This window comes from Halopseudomonas phragmitis (assembly GCF_002056295.1).
In the GTDB taxonomy this organism is placed as follows: domain Bacteria; phylum Pseudomonadota; class Gammaproteobacteria; order Pseudomonadales; family Pseudomonadaceae; genus Halopseudomonas; species Halopseudomonas phragmitis.
In genome coordinates this window covers 691,787-706,893 of record NZ_CP020100.1, presented here as the reverse complement: position 1 = coordinate 706,893, position 15,107 = coordinate 691,787, and the positions used below count along the sequence as shown (strand labels likewise).

The 15,107-nt window shown below is 63.1% G+C and carries 18 protein-coding genes; 14 read left to right on the top strand and 4 right to left on the bottom strand.

The window, feature by feature from the left end; all coding sequences use genetic code 11:
• Window positions 1-11: 11 nt before the first annotated feature.
• The 4 genes from BVH74_RS03210 to BVH74_RS03195 form a co-directional block, all read right to left on the bottom strand.
• On the bottom strand, window positions 12-635 hold the full coding sequence (locus BVH74_RS03210; protein ID WP_080048681.1) for a DUF2796 domain-containing protein: 624 nt from the start codon (window positions 633-635) through the stop codon (window positions 12-14).
• 109 nt (window positions 636-744) lie between these two features.
• Window positions 745-1,620, bottom strand: a complete 876-nt coding sequence (gene trxA / locus BVH74_RS03205; RefSeq protein WP_080048680.1) for a thioredoxin — start codon at window positions 1,618-1,620, stop codon at window positions 745-747.
• Between the two features lie 59 nt (window positions 1,621-1,679).
• A complete protein-coding gene (locus BVH74_RS03200) occupies window positions 1,680-2,351 on the bottom strand; it encodes a class I SAM-dependent methyltransferase (RefSeq protein WP_080048679.1) in 672 nt (223 codons plus the stop codon).
• A 45-nt stretch (window positions 2,352-2,396) separates the two neighbouring features.
• Complete coding sequence (locus BVH74_RS03195) at window positions 2,397-3,326, bottom strand: LysR family transcriptional regulator (RefSeq protein WP_177344505.1); 930 nt, start codon at window positions 3,324-3,326, stop codon at window positions 2,397-2,399.
• Between the two features lie 108 nt (window positions 3,327-3,434).
• On the opposite strand from BVH74_RS03195, the gene BVH74_RS03190 reads away from it, so the two are divergent.
• The 14 genes from BVH74_RS03190 to BVH74_RS03120 all read left to right on the top strand — a co-directional run bounded on the left by BVH74_RS03190 (window position 3,435) and on the right by BVH74_RS03120 (window position 15,040).
• A complete protein-coding gene (locus BVH74_RS03190) occupies window positions 3,435-4,925 on the top strand; it encodes an AMP-binding protein (protein ID WP_080048677.1) in 1,491 nt (496 codons plus the stop codon).
• A gap of 75 nt (window positions 4,926-5,000) precedes the next feature.
• Window positions 5,001-5,474, top strand: coding sequence for a transcriptional regulator NrdR (nrdR, locus tag BVH74_RS03185; protein ID WP_080048676.1), 474 nt, complete (start codon window positions 5,001-5,003; stop codon window positions 5,472-5,474).
• A 1-nt stretch (window position 5,475) separates the two neighbouring features.
• The gene (gene ribD / locus BVH74_RS03180) at window positions 5,476-6,597 is read left to right on the top strand and encodes a bifunctional diaminohydroxyphosphoribosylaminopyrimidine deaminase/5-amino-6-(5-phosphoribosylamino)uracil reductase RibD (RefSeq protein ID WP_080051603.1); all 1,122 of its coding nucleotides are present in this window, start codon (window positions 5,476-5,478) and stop codon (window positions 6,595-6,597) included.
• Window positions 6,598-6,609: 12 nt separating this feature from the next.
• Window positions 6,610-7,869, top strand: a complete 1,260-nt coding sequence (gene nhaD / locus BVH74_RS03175) for a sodium:proton antiporter NhaD (RefSeq protein ID WP_080048675.1) — start codon at window positions 6,610-6,612, stop codon at window positions 7,867-7,869.
• A 30-nt stretch (window positions 7,870-7,899) separates the two neighbouring features.
• A complete protein-coding gene (locus BVH74_RS03170; RefSeq protein ID WP_080048674.1) occupies window positions 7,900-8,568 on the top strand; it encodes a riboflavin synthase in 669 nt (222 codons plus the stop codon).
• A gap of 22 nt (window positions 8,569-8,590) precedes the next feature.
• Window positions 8,591-9,688, top strand: a complete 1,098-nt coding sequence (gene ribBA / locus BVH74_RS03165) for a bifunctional 3,4-dihydroxy-2-butanone-4-phosphate synthase/GTP cyclohydrolase II (protein ID WP_080048673.1) — start codon at window positions 8,591-8,593, stop codon at window positions 9,686-9,688.
• Window positions 9,689-9,767: 79 nt separating this feature from the next.
• Entirely contained in the window at window positions 9,768-10,244 is a 477-nt protein-coding gene (ribH, locus tag BVH74_RS03160; RefSeq protein ID WP_080048672.1) for a 6,7-dimethyl-8-ribityllumazine synthase, read from the top strand.
• Window positions 10,245-10,724, top strand: coding sequence for a transcription antitermination factor NusB (nusB, locus tag BVH74_RS03155; protein ID WP_080048671.1), 480 nt, complete (start codon window positions 10,245-10,247; stop codon window positions 10,722-10,724).
• Between the two features lie 30 nt (window positions 10,725-10,754).
• Window positions 10,755-11,729: a thiamine-phosphate kinase gene (gene thiL / locus BVH74_RS03150; RefSeq protein WP_080051602.1), complete on the top strand. Its 975-nt coding sequence runs from the start codon at window positions 10,755-10,757 to the stop codon at window positions 11,727-11,729.
• 1 nt (window position 11,730) lies between these two features.
• Entirely contained in the window at window positions 11,731-12,228 is a 498-nt protein-coding gene (locus BVH74_RS03145) for a phosphatidylglycerophosphatase A family protein (RefSeq protein ID WP_080048670.1), read from the top strand.
• A 31-nt stretch (window positions 12,229-12,259) separates the two neighbouring features.
• On the top strand, window positions 12,260-12,898 hold the full coding sequence (locus BVH74_RS03140; RefSeq protein ID WP_080048669.1) for a retropepsin-like aspartic protease family protein: 639 nt from the start codon (window positions 12,260-12,262) through the stop codon (window positions 12,896-12,898).
• A 239-nt stretch (window positions 12,899-13,137) separates the two neighbouring features.
• Window positions 13,138-13,749, top strand: a complete 612-nt coding sequence (gene ribA / locus BVH74_RS03130) for a GTP cyclohydrolase II (protein WP_080048667.1) — start codon at window positions 13,138-13,140, stop codon at window positions 13,747-13,749.
• On the top strand, window positions 13,749-14,186 hold the full coding sequence (locus tag BVH74_RS03125) for a hypothetical protein (protein ID WP_080048666.1): 438 nt from the start codon (window positions 13,749-13,751) through the stop codon (window positions 14,184-14,186). The genes ribA and BVH74_RS03125 overlap by 1 nt, the downstream gene beginning before the upstream one ends.
• Window positions 14,186-15,040: a helical backbone metal receptor gene (locus tag BVH74_RS03120; RefSeq protein ID WP_080048665.1), complete on the top strand. Its 855-nt coding sequence runs from the start codon at window positions 14,186-14,188 to the stop codon at window positions 15,038-15,040. The genes BVH74_RS03125 and BVH74_RS03120 overlap by 1 nt, the downstream gene beginning before the upstream one ends.
• Window positions 15,041-15,107: the final 67 nt, after the last annotated feature.

Genomic DNA, 15,107 nt, shown 5'->3' with positions numbered 1-15,107 from the left:
CCGGGGGTATTTCAGAAGCGGATCAGGTTCTGAGCCGGGCTCAGCTCGCCACCTTGCTGGCCTGTCGGCGTGATGGCCTGCAGCAGCAGTTTCTCGGTGCGCGGGAAGCTTTCAAACAGCTTCAGTTCAATCTGGTTCAGAGCAGCGACGTTGGTGCAGGTAAAGTGGTAGTGCGCTTCGATGTCGTTATGGGCATTATCATGGTCATGTTTGTGCTTGTGAGCGTGGCCGTGGTCATGCTTGTGGCTGTGCTCGACGGCGCTGAACAGAGGGCTTTGCAGTTCCACCTGATCCAGGCTGCAACCGGCGGCGGCCGGGAACTGGAACAGAGCATCGGCCTGGCGCAGGCTGGCCATGGCCTCACGCACCTTGGCTTTGTCGGCGTCGGTGCTGGGCAGGTATTCGAAGCCCACCAGATTGTCGGCCGGGCTTTCCAGTTCAATGGCCAGGGCGCTGCCCTCGAGTACCAGGTTCAGGTTGGCTACCCCGTGCTGATGGGCGCCCAGGCTGTCGCCGTGCTCATGTGCATGGTCATGATCGTGGCCGTTATGCCCGTGATGATCGTGGTTGTGGGCATGCAGGCTGAAGGCCAGAGTAGTCAGCAGACTACCGGCTACAAGGGGGAGTAGGCGCATCGGGAAGTTCTCCTGGCAGTCGGTGAAAAGCATGATGTTATCTTATAACGCCTGCAAAGACCAAAAGCAGCTTTGCTGCGGTATGTTTCAACCGCAGCCCGGTCACCGATCAATAGAGAAGCTGATACAGCTTGCGGCGAAACTGCAGGGTCAGTGGGTGGTCGCTGCCCAACAGATCGAACACCTGCAGCAGCGTTTTGTGCGCCGCGCCGTCAGCGTAACCGCGGTCCTGGCGGAACAGCTCCAGCAAGGCTTGCAGGCCGGCTTCGTGACGCTGGGCGGCCAGATCACTGACCGCCAGTTGGTAGAGCGCTTCGCTGTCGTTGGTCGCGGCTGCCAGACGCTGTTCCAGTGCCTGGCGGGGCGGGAAGCCGGCGGCCTGACGCAGGAAGGTCAGTTGCGCCCGGGCACCGTTCAGCGCCGCCTTGTGGCTATCCCGGTCCTTGACCGCCTCCAGTACCTGGCCCGCCTCGTCGAGTTGGCCATCGAGCGCCAGGGCGCGGGCCAGCAAAATCAGCAAGGGGTCGTCAGGCTTCTCGCTGATCAGGGGCTGCAACAGGGCAATTGCGGCTGCCGGATCGCCGGCCTCCAGCAGCTCGCTGGCCTGGCTGGCCGGATCGGCGGTGTCGCTGGGCTCCGGCGGGGTGCCGACATGGGGCTCAAGCAGGGTGCGGATCGCGCTCTCAGGCTGGACTCCGGCAAAGCCATCTACCGGCTGGCCATCCTTGAACAGCACCACAGTCGGCAGGCTGCGAATCCCGAAGCGCTGGGTCAGTCCGGCCTGTTCGTCACAGTTGACCTTGGCCAGCAGCAGCTCACCTCCAAGGCTTTCGGTAATTTTTGCCAGTACCGGCATCAGTGCCTTGCAGGGGGCGCACCAGTCCGCCCAAAAGTCGACCAGCACTGGCTTGTGAAACGAGTTTTCCAGAACAAAGCGGTCAAAATCGGCTTCTGTTACATCGAATATATAGGGCGACTGACTCATCGGGCTGATCCGTTCAAGGCTGGGGTATTGGTCGATAGTGGGGGCGGGGGGTAGGGAAATCAAGCCGCCGCTGAGGGGCGTTGGCGCGTGCTGTACAGCGCCACCTGGCGAAATTCCAGCGGCTCGCCCAGATCCGGCCAGGTCTGCCCCGCCAGTGTGGCCAGCCGCCGATAGTGCGGATGCTCAAGCTGGCGGACCCGTGAGTCGGCGATCAGCACCCGTGGTGCACGCTCGGCGAAATGTTCAAGCAGCGGGTGGTTGTCGCGGTCATAAAGCACATCGGCGGCAATGATCAGGTCCAGCTCGTCGGCAACGGCAAAGTAGTCGCCGGCCAGTTCCAGTTCTACGCCGTTCAGTTCGGCGTTCAGCGCGCTGGCCCACAGTGCCGGTTGATCAAGGTCGCAGGCAATACTGGTTCGGGCCCCAGCCAGGGCGCAGGCCAGAGCGACCACGCCGGAACCCGCGCCAAAATCCAGGACTCGTTGGCCGCGCACCTGCTGCGGATTGTCGAGAATCCAACGCGCCAGGGCCAGACCGCTGCCCCAGCAGAAGCCCCAGTACGGCGGGCTGTCGAGCAGGCGGCGGGTTTCGTCGCTGGCGAAGGCGCGATCCAGATTGGCCGGATCCAGCAGCCACAGTTTCAGCTCCGGCAGACCGGGCAGCGCCGTGGCGCATAGGCGGGCATCGGGCAGGACGGCATGCAGGGCGAGTTCAAGGCGGTTCAGGGTCATGGTCATTATCGGGCTTGAGCGGCGCGTTGGTGTCAGGATCGCACCTTACGGCCAGGGCTCACTCCAGTCCAGACTTCCCAGCCGCTCACGCAAAAACTCGATCAGCGCCCGGGCTGCGGGTGTGGGGTAGAGGGTTGGGGCGGTGATCAGGTACAACCGGTCGCCCCAGTCATCGACCCTGATCTGATACTGGTCGAGCAGCACGTCCAGCCGGTGATCATGCAGGGCATCGCTGACGGCGTAGGCCGGGAGCAGGGCGCAACCCAACCCGCTGATGGCGGCGCGCTTAAGGAACAGCACTTCGGCAGACTGCAGGCGCGACGTTACCGTCAGGTTCAAGCGCTGGGTCTGTGAGCTCAGGCGCAGAGTCAGCCGGTTGCCACTGAGCGGGGCGGTGAGAAATGGGTGCTGGCTCAACTGCTCCGGAGTGTTCGGTCGGCCTTGGCGTTGCAGGTAGTCGGGGGCGGCGCACAATACCCAATCGATGGGGCCTAGATCGCGCGCCACTACCGACTCCGGTGGGTAGCTGGTGATCCGGATGGCAATGTCGACTTCCTCGGCCATCAAGTCGGTAATCCGGTTGCTGAAAATCACCTGCAGGCTGACGTCCGGGTGGCGTTGGCCGAACTCCAGCAGCCAGGGGCCAATGACCATCTGGCCAAGGGCTGTCGGCATGCTGACGCGGATATGCCCACGCAAGCTCTGGCCCAGATCTTCCACTGTGGCCTGCAACGCCTGTAGCTCGCGGCTGATGCGTATCGCGTGAGCATGCAGCGCCCAGCCGATCTGGGTCGGTTCGAGCTGGCGGGTGGTACGTCGGAACAACTGGGCCTGAATCTGCTGTTCCAGAGACTTGATTCGCCGGCTGATGTAGGACCGGGTAGTACCAAGGCGCCGGGCGGCTGCACTCATCGAGCCCGCTTCGACAACGGCGAGCAGAAATTGCAGGGTTTTGATATCGGTTATTGTTTCCATAATAGAATCAGTTTGAGTGGTATATGGGTAATTGTCGACTGTTTGGGCGGTATCTATAGTCGGGTGCAGTTTCAGCGCCATCCATTCATTGTCCCCCGGAGTCCTGCCATGACCGCCGAACTGATTTTTGCCGAACAGTCATACCCCCCTGCCGAGCTGGATGATCGGGCTCTGCGCCTGGCTGGCGGCCTGGCGCGTCTGGGCGTGGAGGATGGTGACGTGCTGGCGCTGATGCTGCGTAACGGGCCGGCCTTCGTCGATGCCATTCAGGCTTGCCAGACGGCCGGCTGCTTCTATTGCCCGATCAACTGGCACTTCAAGGCCGAAGAGGTCGGCTTCATCCTGCGCGACTGCGCGGCCAAGGTGTTGCTGATCGAGGCCGATTTGCTGGCTGAGGTGCAGGTGGCGATTCCAGAGGGTGTCCGGTTGCTGGTGGTGGGCGCGGCAACTGCTGCCAGTGAGGCCCAGGACTATGGCCAATGGCTGGCGCTGCAGGCCCCTTATGCCGGGCCGCCGCGTACCCCGCGTGCGCACATGGCTTACACCTCGGGCACCACGGGACGGCCCAAGGGGGTCAAGCGTATGGCCCCGCAGCCTGAGGAGCGTGAGTTGATGCTGGCGCGCATGGCCGAGCTGGTAGCGACGGCCTGGGGTATCCGCCCAGGCGTCCGGGCACTGGTGTCGGCACCTTTGTATCACAGTGCCCCTAGCTCGTTTGCCCAGCAGGCTCTGCAGCAGGCCGAAACCCTGGTACTGATGGCCCGCTTCGATGCCGAGCAGACCCTGGCGCTGATTGAGCGCCACCGCATCGATACGGTGTTTCTGGTGCCGATCATGTATGTGCGTCTGTTGCGCTTGCCGGCCGAGGTACGTGCGCGTTACGACCTGTCTTCGGTACGTTTCGTCGCCTCGACCGGCGCGCCCTGCGCCCCTGAGGTCAAGCGCGCGATGCTGGATTGGTGGGGGCCAGTCATCTATGAGACCTACGCTTCCAGCGAAACCGGCATGATTACCCTGCAGGACCCGCAGTCGGCCCGGGACAAGCCCGGCAGTGTCGGCCGGCCAATCACCGGTACGCGGCTGCGTATCGTTGATGAGCATGGTCACGATTGCCCCGTGGGTGTGCCGGGGGTGGTTTATGTACGCCAGCCAGCGGTTACCGACTTCACCTATCTGAACAATCCGCAGGCCCGGGCTGATGCCGGGTTGGACGACCTGGTGACGGTCGGTGATATCGGCTATCTGGACGATGACGGTTATCTGTACATCTGCGATCGTGCCTCGGATATGGTGATTTCCGGCGGGGTGAATATCTACCCGGCTGAAATCGAACATGTTCTGCTGACCATGCCCGGTGTGGCCGACTGCGCCGTCTTCGGAGTGCCGGATGCGGAGTATGGCGAGACCTTGGTGGCGCTGCTGGCCGGGCAGGACAGTGGCCGGGCGACGCCTGATCAGGTGCGCGAGCAGTTGCGCCAGCGGCTGGCAGGCTACAAGGTGCCGCGTGTGATTGAATGGGTCGAGCAGTTGCCGCGCGATGACAATGGCAAGGTTGCCAAGCGTCGGTTGCGTGATAGCTGGTTAGCCACGCAACGCTGAGTTTCGCCGCTGGCGTTTATTCATGCCGGGCATGGGAGTAAGATGGGCGGCGCTTAAGACCCTAGGAACCCAGCTATGCATTGCCCGTTCTGTGGTGCCCATGACACCAAGGTGATTGATTCCCGGCTTGTGGCCGATGGCGATCAGGTGCGCCGACGGCGTGAATGTCTGGCCTGCCAGGAACGCTTCACTACCTTCGAGACCGCCGAGTTGGTGCTGCCTCGGGTGATCAAGCAGGATGGCCGGCGTCAGCCGTTCGATGAGGAAAAGCTCCGGGCTGGTCTGCTGCGGGCGCTGGAAAAGCGTCCGGTCAGCGTCGAACAGATCGAAGCGGCGATCGGCCATATCAAGCACCGGTTGCGGGCTACCGGTGAGCGGGAGATCAAGGCCATGGTGGTGGGCGAGATGGTGATGGACGAACTCAAGCAGCTCGACGAGGTCGCCTATATCCGCTTTGCTTCGGTCTATCGCCGGTTCCAGGATCTCAATCAGTTCCGTGAGGAAATCGAGCGCCTGTCGCGGGGCGATCAGGATCCCGGCAATGCCTGAAATGGCGGTGCTCGATCAGCAGATGATGGCTCGCGCCTTGCAACTGGCGGCGCGCGGCCTGTATACCACCGAGCCCAATCCGCGGGTTGGCTGCGTGCTGGTGCGCGATGGGCAGATTGTCGGCGAGGGCTGGCATGTGCGTGCTGGCCAAGGGCACGCCGAGGTCAATGCGCTGGCCCAGGCCGGCGCCCAGGCCCGGGGCGCAACGGCCTATGTCACCCTGGAGCCCTGCAGTCATTTCGGTAAGACGCCACCCTGTGCCGATGCGCTGGTCAAGGCCGGCGTCAGCCGGGTGGTTGCGGCCATGCAGGACCCTAATCCGCAAGTGGCCGGGCGCGGCCTGGAGCGTTTGCGCGCGGCGGGCATCGCCGTTACCTGTGGGGTGCTGGAGGCCGAGGCCGAAGCGCTCAATCCCGGTTTTATCAAACGTATGCGCAGTGGTTTGCCTTGGGTACGACTCAAGCTGGCCATGAGTCTGGACGGCCGCACGGCCATGGCCAGTGGCGAAAGTCAGTGGATTACCGGCCCGGCTGCACGCGCCGATGTGCAGCGGCTGCGGGCCCGCAGTGGCGCAGTGATCAGCGGCGCCGACAGCGTGTTGCTGGATGACTCGGCCCTGAACGTGCGCGCCGCCGAGCTGGACCTGCCGGAAGACCAGGCCCGTGCCGCCGCCGAACGCCAGCCGCTGCGCGTGTTGATCGACGGCCGTCTGCGGGTCCCGCTGACGCGCCGGCTGTTCCAGACCCCAGGCCCGACCCTGGTGGTCTGTTATCAGGCCTCGAACCGTCAGGCCGAATACCAGGCGGCGGGCAGTGAGCTGCTGGCGCTGCCGGGCCAGGACCAGCATGTGGATCTGGCGGCGCTGCTGGCCGAGCTGGTCGGGCGTGGCTGCAACGAGGTGCTGGTGGAGTCCGGTGCCCACCTGGCTGGCGCCTTCTGGCGTGCGCAACTGGTCGATGAATTGGTGATTTATATGGCACCGCGGCTGCTGGGCAGCCAGGCCCGCGGCTTGCTTGAGTTGCCGTTTGCCCATATGGCCGAGGCCATGGATGTCGAGATTACCGACCTGCGCGCGGTCGGTCGCGACTGGCGGATTACGGCGCGCCCGGTTTTTCCTTCCTGAAGAGTACGTCACATGCATAGCGCGGTAGAGGTGCTGCTGATCGTCATGGCGATTGCAGCGTTTGCGGGGGTTGTGCTGGAAGAGGTCATTCACGTCAGCAAGGCCAAGGTGGTGTTGCTGTTCGGTGCGCTGGCCTGGCTGGTCATGTTTATGGCTGCACCGGATCCGGCGTTCCGGGCCGAGGTCCAGGCCGCCCTGAACCATAATATTGCCGATATCGCCGGGCTCTGGCTGTTTCTGCTGGCGACCATGACCTTTGTTGCCTACCTGAACAAGAAGGGGTTGATCGAGAACCTCATATACCTGGTGCTGCCGGGGCGGATTACCGAGCGCAAGCTGCTGTTTCTCACCGCGCTGTTCTGCTTTGTATTTTCCTCGATTGCCGACAACATCACCGCGACCCTGGTATCGGTGGCGTTGATCCTCAGCCTCAACATGGAAGCGCGCAAGACCTTGCGTTTTGCGACTCTGGTGGTGTTTGCGGTCAACTCCGGCGGGGTGGCGATGATCACCGGGGATGTCACCACGCTGATGATCTTCCTGGCTGACAAGGTCGAGATCACCCATCTGCTGATGCTAAGCCTGCCGGCATTCATGGCAGTGATGCTGCTGGCCGGATTGCTATCCTGGGGGCTTAATGGCGAGGCGGTGATCGAGAAAGAAGCGTTGCGACCGATCCGTGGGGTGGATCAGGTGATTGCCGGGATTTTCCTGGCGACCATCGTCTTTACCATCCTCGCCAGCCTGCTCTGGGCGATTCCGCCAGTGCTGAGCTTTCTTACCGGCCTGGCGATCATGTTTCTGGTGGCCCGGTTCTTCAACGAAGACATCGACAACGACCCGATTCTCGAATATATCCGGGCCATCGAGTTCGAGACGCTGCTGTTCTTCCTCGGCGTGTTGCTGCTGGTTGGCATGCTGCAGTTCATCGGCGTACTCGAAGGCCTGACCGCGCTCTATGGCATGATGCCGACCCTGCTGGCCAACTTCCTGATGGGGCTGCTCTCGGCGTTGATCGACAACGTGCCGCTGACGGCCGCGCTGCTCAAGTCCGATCTTAAGATGAGCGTCGCCGAGTGGATGGGGCTGACTTATGCTGTCGGAGTGGGCGGTTCCTTGCTTATAATTGGCTCCGCCGCCGGTATCGTGGCCATGAGCAAGGTGCCGGGGCTGACCTTCATGACATACCTTCGCAGCTTCGGGCTGCTGCTGTTGGCTTTTGCCTTCGGCTTTCTGGCGGTGTACGGTCTCGGCCTGGTGGTCGGTGGCTGACAGCGTACTTCGTGCAACGAGAGGCATCCTATGTTCACTGGCATCATCGAAGCCGTGGGTCGGATCCAGAGCATGCAGCCACGTGGTGGCGATGTGCGGGTCTACGTGAAAACCGGGAAACTGGATCTGGCCGACGTCAAACTGGGCGACAGCATCGCCGTCAACGGCGTGTGTCTGACCGCCGTGGAATTGCCGGGTGACGGCTTTTGGGCCGACGTCAGTCAGGAGACCATTCGCCGTACCGCATTCACCACCCTCAAGGAAGGTAGCCGGGTCAATCTGGAGAAGGCGCTGACCCCGGCTTCGCGGCTGGGCGGCCATCTGGTCAGCGGTCATGTCGACGGCGTCGGCAAGGTCCTGTCGATGCATGAGGATGCCCGTTCCTGGCACTTCCGGATCGAGGCGCCGGCGGCGCTGGCCAAATACATAGCCGAGAAGGGCTCGATCACCGTCGACGGCACCAGTCTGACCGTCAACGCAGTGGACGGTGCGGTGTTTCACCTCAACATCGTCCCGCATACGTTGCAGGAAACCATCATGGGCGACTACCGCTCCGGGCATCCGGTCAACCTGGAGGTCGATGTGATTGCCCGCTATCTGGAACGCCTGCTGCTGGGTGACAAGGCGGCCGAGCCGGGTGCCGGTGACGGCGGCCTTAGCCTGGCGTTCCTGGCCGAAAACGGCTATCTGAAGTCCTGATCAAGGTGCCCGGGAGGGCCGCATGAAACTCAACAGTATCGAAGAAATCATCGAAGATATTCGCGCCGGCAAGATGGTCATCCTGATGGATGACGAAGACCGCGAGAATGAGGGCGACCTGATCATGGCCGCCGAAGCCTGCCAGGCCGAGCACATCAACTTCATGGCGCGTTTCGCCCGTGGTCTGATCTGCATGCCGATGAGCCTGGAGCACTGCGAACGGCTCAAGCTGCCGCTGATGGTCCAGCGCAACGCCTCCGGTTTCGGCACCAAGTTCACCGTTTCAATCGAGGCGGCCACCGGTGTTACCACCGGCATTTCCGCCGCCGACCGGGCGCGGACCGTGCAGGCCGCCGCTGCGCCTAATGCCGTGGCTGAAGATATCGTCAGCCCCGGCCACATCTTCCCGCTGATGGCTCAGCCCGGTGGTGTGCTGGCGCGGGCTGGCCACACCGAAGCGGCCTGCGATCTGGCCCGGATGGGCGGGTTCGGCGAGGCTGGGGTGATTTGCGAGATCATGAATGACGACGGCAGCATGGCCCGGCGGCCGGAGCTGGAAAAGTTCGCCAAGGAACACAACCTGAAGATCGGCACCATCGCCGACCTGATTCACTATCGCCTGCTCAATGAGCGCACCGTGCAGCGCGCAGCCGAGCAGGAGATCAACAGTGAACTGGGCAACTTCCGCCTGGTCGCCTATCGTGATAGTACCGACGGCCTGGTGCACATGGCCCTGACCCTGGGCGAGATCAGCCCGGAGCAGCCAGTGCTGGTGCGGGTGCACAACGTCGATCCGTTGCGCGATCTGTTCCAGGTGCAGGAGTCGGGACGCTGGAGTCTGCAGGACGCCATGCGCAAGGTCGCCGAGGATGGTTCCGGGGTGGTGTTGTTGCTGGGCAACCACATCGATGGTGATGCGCTGCTGGAGCATGTTCGCCAGTTGGGCGGTACTCGTGAGCAGCAACCGCGCCGGCCTACCACCTACAATACGGTAGGCGCCGGCTCGCAGATCCTGCGTGATCTGGGAGTACGCAAGATGCGCCTGCTGTCGACGCCGATGAAATTCAATGCGATATCCGGTTTCGACCTGGAAGTAGTAGAATACTTGCCCCGCGACTGATCGCACCGAATCCATGTGCCGGCGAGGCACGCGATGATGGCGCCACTGCGCGCCATCCGTTCTTTAAGAGAGAGAGACCATGACTGCTATCCGTAATATCGAAGGCGACTTCATCGCCGTCCAGGGCCGCTACGCACTGGTTGTTGGCCGTTTCAACAGCTTTGTGGTGGAAAGCCTGGTGGCTGGTGCGGTCGATACGCTCAAGCGCCACGGAGTCAAGGACGAGGACATCACCATTATCCGCGTGCCCGGCGCCTTCGAAATTCCGCTGATGGTCAAGAAGGTCGCAGAGCTCAAGCAGTTCGACGGCATCATCACCCTGGGTGCCGTAATTCGCGGTGGTACGCCGCATTTCGAGTACGTCGCCGGTGAGTGCGTCAAGGGCGTGGGCTCGGTATCGCTGGAATACGGCGTGCCGGTGGCTTTTGGTGTGCTGACGGTCGACAGCATCGAACAGGCCATCGAGCGTTCCGGCACCAAGGCCGGCAACAAGGGCGCTGAAGCGGCACTGTCGGTGGTCGAGATGGTCAGCGTCATCAAGCAACTGGGGGCCTGAGTGAGCGAGCATGATCCCCGACCGGCCCGCGCGGCCGGTCCCAAGCCATCGGCTCGGCGCAAGGCGCGCAGCCTGGCCATGCAGGCCCTGTACTCCTGGCACATGGCCGATCAGCCAGTGTCCGACATCGAGGCTCAGTTCCTTACCGACAACGATTTCAGCAAGGTCGATGGGGCCTATTTCCACGAACTGCTGACTGGCGTGCCACGCCATCTCGACGAGATCGACGGAGCCTTGGCCGATGTGCTTGACCGGCCGGTGGCCGAGGTCGACCCGATCGAACTGTCGATCCTGCGTCTGGGGGTCTATGAACTGCTCAAGCGCATCGACGTGCCCTACAAGGTGGTGATCAACGAGGGCATCGAACTGGCCAAGACCTTCGGTGCCACCGAAGGACACAAGTACGTCAACGGCATTCTCGACAAGCTGGCGCCCCGGCTACGCAGTGTCGAGGTCAACGCGGCCCGCAAGGGGCGTTGATGCCCCTGACTCGAGTCGGTTGTCATGGCGCTGGGTGAGTTTGAGCTGATCCGGCGTTATTTTCGCAGTGCAGCGCTGGAGAAGGCTGGCCCGCAGGCGGCCATCATCCAGAGCATCGGCGATGACGCCGCCTTGCTGCAGCCTGCCCTCGGCCAGCAGTTGGTGATCTCCACCGACAGCCTGGTCGAAGGGGTGCATTTCCCGCTCGACTACCTGCCTGCCGATCTTGGCTACCGCGCCCTGGCGGTGGCGGTCAGTGACCTGGCGGCTATGGCCGCCACCCCGCTTGCCTTTACCCTGGCGCTGACCCTGCCTGCTGTCCGCGAGGACTGGCTGGCCGGTTTTGCCGAGGGCTTGGCCGCTGCTGCCGCTGATCACCGGATCAGCCTGATCGGCGGCGATACCACCCGAGGCCCGCTGAATCTTGGACTCACCGTATTCGGCCAGGTTGCCGCCGGCCAGGCGCTGCGCCGTGCTGGCGCCGCGGCGGGTGATCTGCTGTGCGTCGGTGGCCCGCTGGGCGATGCTGGTGCCGGGCTGGCGCTGGTGCAGAGCCAGGCGGCCCCGCCAGCACTTGATCCGGCCGGGCGCGACTATCTGCTGCAACGCTTCTGGCGACCGCGAGCCCAGTGTGGATTGGGCATGGCACTGGCCGGTGTTGCCAGTGCCGGGCTGGACATTTCCGACGGGTTGCTGGCTGACGCCGGACATCTGGCTGCCGCCAGCGGCGTTGCCGTGCATATCCGTGCCGCCGATCTGCCCTGTTCCGCTGCCGTGGCCTGCTGGCCCGAACCTCAGCGGCTGAACTGGATGCTAGGCGCTGGCGATGACTACGTCTTGCTGTTCAGTCTGCCTGCCAGGCACAGAGCCCGGCTGGAGGCTGACGGCTGGTGGTTGCGGGTAATCGGCGAAGTGGCAGCGGGCGAGGGCGTCTGGCTCGATCAGGGCCAAGGGCCGGAGCGGGTCAGCGCATTACCCGGTTACCAACACTTCAAGGAGTCCTAGGATGGCTGAGTCCCGAGAACCCACCCCGGCATCGGTGTGGCGCAACCCTATTCATTTTCTTGCCTTTGGGTTTGGTAGCGGCGCGATGCCGCGCGCGCCCGGAACCTGGGGCACCCTGGCGGCGCTGCCGTTTGTGCTTCTGTGGCAGCAATTACCGCCTGGAGGCTATACCCTGGTGCTGATCGTCAGCACCCTGCTCGGTATCTGGCTGTGCGGACGTACCTCGCGCGACCTGGGTGTGCACGATCACGGCGGGATCGTCTGGGATGAATTTGTCGGGCTGTGGATCGCCCTGTGGCTGGCACCACCCGGCTGGGCGTGGCTGCTCGCCGGTTTTGTTCTGTTCCGGTTGTTCGATATCTGGAAACCCTGGCCGATTCGCTGGATTGACCGGCATGTGCACGGCGGTCTGGGCATCATGCTGGACGATATCATCGCCGGGTTCATGGCCCTGGCGGTCCTGTGGCTGGCCGAGTGGGCGCTGCTGCCGCTATTCTGAGTTCATCGATGCGATCAATTCGGGAGCCCCGATGAAACGCTTGCTGATTCTGCCTGTTGCGCTGTTGGCCCCGCTGGCGTTTGCCGAGCCGGTGGTCAGAGTGGTTGGTTTGTTTTCCGGTGCGGCGGTGATCACCGTCGACGGTCAGCGACATATGCTCCGGGCCGGCCGGCCTGGGCCGCAGGGTATCGAGCTGCTCAGTGCCGACAGTCACAGCGCGACCCTGCGAATCAATGGTCAGACCCGTCAGTTCCGGCTTGAGCGCGATTACACCGAGGGCTTTGCCCAGCCGGAGCGCCAGCGGGTCAGTATCCCGCGCGGTGATGGCGGGCACTACCGTATCGCTGGCTCGATCAATGGTCAGGGTGTCCAGTTTCTGGTTGATACCGGTGCCACCAGCGTGGCCATGAGCTCGGTGCAGGCCCGGCGTCTGGGTATCGACTACCGGATTGCCGGCACCCCGGTGCAGGCCGCTACCGCCAGTGGCCAGGCCAACGGCTACCGGGTGCGGCTGGATCGGGTCAAGGTCGGCGATATCGAGCTGACCGGCGTCGAGGGACTGGTGCTGGAGGGCGGCTTTCCCCTGGAGGTGCTGCTGGGCATGAGTTATCTCAGCCGGGTGCGGATGGATGATCAGGGCAGTAGTCTGGTGCTCGAGCGCCGCTATTAGGGAACCTCTGAAAAACTACCTGTGTTGGCAATACTGCGTTAAAAACAGCCTCAAAATGCTCATTTACCACACGTAAACTGCGCTTTTCCGGCTGTTTTTGCCTTGTCTTGCCTGTCTCGCCTACGTTTTTCAGAGGTCCCATAGGCACTATTCAGAGGCTTCTGACCGTCGCGGTCAGGTTCCGCACCTGCTAATATGGCTGCCCCTTTTTGTGTGCAGCGGCTGTACAGGAGTCCGGTGTGGCAGTCACCTTCATTGCTTCGTCCAAGTTGCCGACCCCGTGGGGCACCTTCACCATGCACGGATTCTTCGAGGAAGAAACCGGCAAGGAGCATGTGGTGCTGACCATGGGCGAGATCGCCGATGGCCAGCCGGTCCTCGGCCGGCTGCATTCCGAATGCCTGACTGGCGACGCGCTGTTCAGTCTGCGCTGCGACTGCGGCTTCCAGTTGGAGGCGGCGCTCAAAGCGATTGCCGATGAAGGTCGTGGGGCGCTGCTGTATCTGCGCCAGGAAGGCCGGGGCATTGGCCTGATGAACAAGATCCGCGCCTACCACCTGCAGGATGGCGGTGCTGATACCGTCGAAGCCAACGAGCAGCTTGGCTTTGGCGCCGACCAGCGCGATTACAGCATCTGCAAGCCGATGCTCGAGCATCTGGGCATCAAGACCCTCAAACTGCTGACCAACAACCCGCGTAAGGTCAAGGCGCTGGAAGAGTTCGGGGTGCCGGTAGCCGAGCGTTTGCCGCTGCAGTTTGGTCTCAACCCGCATAACCGCAAGTACCTGGCGACCAAGGCCGGCAAGCTGGGGCATATGTTGGGCAACATCCATCAGGCCGAGGCCGACTGATGTTTGATACGCGTCCGCACTGGAAAGCCCTGCAGCGCAACTGGCGCTTGCAGACCGTCGTTTCGCTGGGCCTGCCGATTGCTCTGGTCTGGTTCCTTGGCAGTTGGCAAGGTGCCTGGGAGCAAGCGGCCATCCCGCTGTTCGTGGTCGGGGTTGCTAGTGTGTTCCTTACCCTGCGGCGCTTTCGGTATTACAAGCAGGCACTGATCGAAGCTGATCGTCAGGGGCAGCAGCCCGAAGCGGAAGCGGCCTGGGCGCGGCTGCATCACCAGCAACTGCTGGGCCTGCTCAATGCCAAGCTGCCAGGCTGGATCGGCATGCTGCAGTATGTCTGTGCCGGTGAACTGGTGCCGCTGATTCTGCTGGTGCTGGCCAGCCAGGGCGTGATGCTGCTGTATCGCCCACCGGCTGCCTGGGTCCAGGCCGCAAACCAGTGATGCTGCGCTGGCTGCTGACCACACTGCTGGTGCTGGTCAGCCTGCCAGCACTGGCGGCCGAACGGATCGTCAGCCTCGCCCCTTTTCTCACTGATCTGATCGTACAACTCGACGCTGGCGAGCGCCTGGTCGGCGTGCTTGACGACGGCAATCTGCCGCCCGAGCTGGCCACTGTAACCCGGGTCGGCAGCCACCAGAGCCTGCCGGTCGAGCGTATTCTGGCGACCCGTCCCGATCTGGTCCTGGCCTGGACCAGCGGCAATCCGCCGGAGTTGCTGGCACGCCTGGAGCAGTTGGGACTGCGGGTCGAGCGCTTTGACCCGCAAAGCCTGGCGCAGATTGCCGAGGTTACCCTGGCGGTGGGTCGTCTGAGCGCGACCGAAGCCCGCGCTGCTGCACTGGTCGATAGCTACCACCAGCAACTGGCGCAGTTGCACCGGCCACTGACCGAGGACTCTCCCCGGGTGTTCATTCAGCTCTGGGACGACCCGCTGTATACCATCAGCGACGCCCAGTTGATGGGCGATGCCCTGCGTCACTGCGGTGCCCGCAACATCTTCGCCGACCTGGCTATTCTGGCCCCGCAGATCGGTCGGGAAAGTGTCATTGCCGCCGACCCGGATGTGATTATCCTGCTGGCTGACGAGCGCAAGCTGGCCGCCCCCTGGCTCCAGCGTTGGCGCCAGTTTCCGCACCTGCGGGCGGTGCGTCATGAGGCGCTGTTCGTGCTCGACAGCAACACCCTGGTACGTCCGACTCCGGCTGCGGTAGAGGGGGTGAGGGTGCTGTGTGAGTTGGTTTGGCAGGAGCAGCGCGGTTTCAGTGCGCCGCATGCGGACACGATCCGGCCATAGCGCCCGCTGTTCAAGCCCGCCAAAGCATGCCAGCATGAGCCTTTCCATCACGGGCAGGAGCCGGGTT

What these genes read in the sequence shown, in the direction of transcription:
- BVH74_RS03145 (WP_080048670.1), top strand. Translation starts at nt 11,731, where the DNA reads ATGGCTGAGTCCCGAGAACCCACCCCGGCATCGGTGTGGCGCAACCCT.
- BVH74_RS03210 (WP_080048681.1), bottom strand. Translation starts at nt 635, where the DNA reads ATGCGCCTACTCCCCCTTGTAGCCGGTAGTCTGCTGACTACTCTGGCC.
- BVH74_RS03195 (WP_177344505.1), bottom strand. Translation starts at nt 3,326, where the DNA reads ATGGAAACAATAACCGATATCAAAACCCTGCAATTTCTGCTCGCCGTT.
- BVH74_RS03120 (WP_080048665.1), top strand. Translation starts at nt 14,186, where the DNA reads ATGCTGCGCTGGCTGCTGACCACACTGCTGGTGCTGGTCAGCCTGCCA.
- BVH74_RS03170 (WP_080048674.1), top strand. Translation starts at nt 7,900, where the DNA reads ATGTTCACTGGCATCATCGAAGCCGTGGGTCGGATCCAGAGCATGCAG.
- BVH74_RS03140 (WP_080048669.1), top strand. Translation starts at nt 12,260, where the DNA reads ATGAAACGCTTGCTGATTCTGCCTGTTGCGCTGTTGGCCCCGCTGGCG.
- ribD (WP_080051603.1), top strand. Translation starts at nt 5,476, where the DNA reads ATGGCGGTGCTCGATCAGCAGATGATGGCTCGCGCCTTGCAACTGGCG.
- nhaD (WP_080048675.1), top strand. Translation starts at nt 6,610, where the DNA reads ATGCATAGCGCGGTAGAGGTGCTGCTGATCGTCATGGCGATTGCAGCG.
- nrdR (WP_080048676.1), top strand. Translation starts at nt 5,001, where the DNA reads ATGCATTGCCCGTTCTGTGGTGCCCATGACACCAAGGTGATTGATTCC.
- BVH74_RS03200 (WP_080048679.1), bottom strand. Translation starts at nt 2,351, where the DNA reads ATGACCCTGAACCGCCTTGAACTCGCCCTGCATGCCGTCCTGCCCGAT.
- trxA (WP_080048680.1), bottom strand. Translation starts at nt 1,620, where the DNA reads ATGAGTCAGTCGCCCTATATATTCGATGTAACAGAAGCCGATTTTGAC.
- ribH (WP_080048672.1), top strand. Translation starts at nt 9,768, where the DNA reads ATGACTGCTATCCGTAATATCGAAGGCGACTTCATCGCCGTCCAGGGC.
- BVH74_RS03190 (WP_080048677.1), top strand. Translation starts at nt 3,435, where the DNA reads ATGACCGCCGAACTGATTTTTGCCGAACAGTCATACCCCCCTGCCGAG.
- BVH74_RS03125 (WP_080048666.1), top strand. Translation starts at nt 13,749, where the DNA reads ATGTTTGATACGCGTCCGCACTGGAAAGCCCTGCAGCGCAACTGGCGC.
- ribBA (WP_080048673.1), top strand. Translation starts at nt 8,591, where the DNA reads ATGAAACTCAACAGTATCGAAGAAATCATCGAAGATATTCGCGCCGGC.